The following is a 756-nucleotide window of genomic DNA, read 5'->3' on the forward strand; positions in this document are numbered from 1 at the left end:
TAGCCAGTCGGCCGCCGCCGAGATCAGCGGTATGTCGTCGGATACGGTGGGCGCTGCCACCCAGGCGGGCGAGATGCTGACCAGGCTGGTGCCCGACATCCGCCGCACCGCCGAGCTGGTCGCCGAGATCAGCGCCGCCTGCCGCGAGCAGGATATCGGTGCGGTCCAGATCAACGAGGCGATCCAGCAACTCGACAAGGTGACGCAGCAGAACGCCTCGGCGTCCGAGCAGATCTCCTCCACCTCGGAAGAGTTGGCCAGCCAGGCCGAGGAAATGCAGGAAAGCATCGCCTATTTCCGCATCGGCGGCGTCGAGCGGAGCCATGCCCGTCCGGTGGTGCGCAAGGCACCGGCCAGCAAGCCTGCGGCCCAGTTCAAAAAGCCTGCGCCGCGAGCCGGTTCGGTCGCCGATCAGCAGGCCCGGGTCCGCGGCTTCGCGCTCGACCTGAGCAATGGCGGCCCGGACGGCGAGGATGCCGAGTTCGGACGCGCGGCATGAGCGCGGTCGGCGGGGACATTCAGGTCGTCGTCTTCGGTCTCGGGGAGGAGGAATTCGCCCTCCCCGTGACCACGGTCCGCGAAATCCTGGATCATCGTAACGCCTATCGGGTGCCGCACGCCCCCGACTGGTTCTTGGGGCTGACCGATGTGCGCGGCGCGTCGGTGCCCATGGTCGACCTGCGGGTCCGGCTGGGGCTGGCGGCGGCGGAGGTGACGTTGACGACGCGCATCCTGGTCGTTGACATGCCTGGCAGC

General features: G+C 68.7%; 1 protein-coding gene and 1 pseudogene. Both read left to right on the forward strand.

Annotated features, from left to right (window positions below):
* Positions 1 to 499 (forward strand): annotated as a pseudogene (locus SSA01S_RS18910) (methyl-accepting chemotaxis protein); the annotation flags it as partial.
* Positions 496 to 756: chemotaxis protein CheW (locus tag SSA01S_RS18915; RefSeq protein WP_174521631.1), on the forward strand; the 261-nt coding region annotated here is incomplete at its 3' end. The pseudogene SSA01S_RS18910 and the gene SSA01S_RS18915, both read left to right, overlap by 4 nt.

The sequence above is a fragment of the Sphingomonas sanguinis NBRC 13937 genome, assembly GCF_001591005.1.
In the GTDB taxonomy this organism is placed as follows: Bacteria; Pseudomonadota; Alphaproteobacteria; order Sphingomonadales; family Sphingomonadaceae; genus Sphingomonas; species Sphingomonas sanguinis.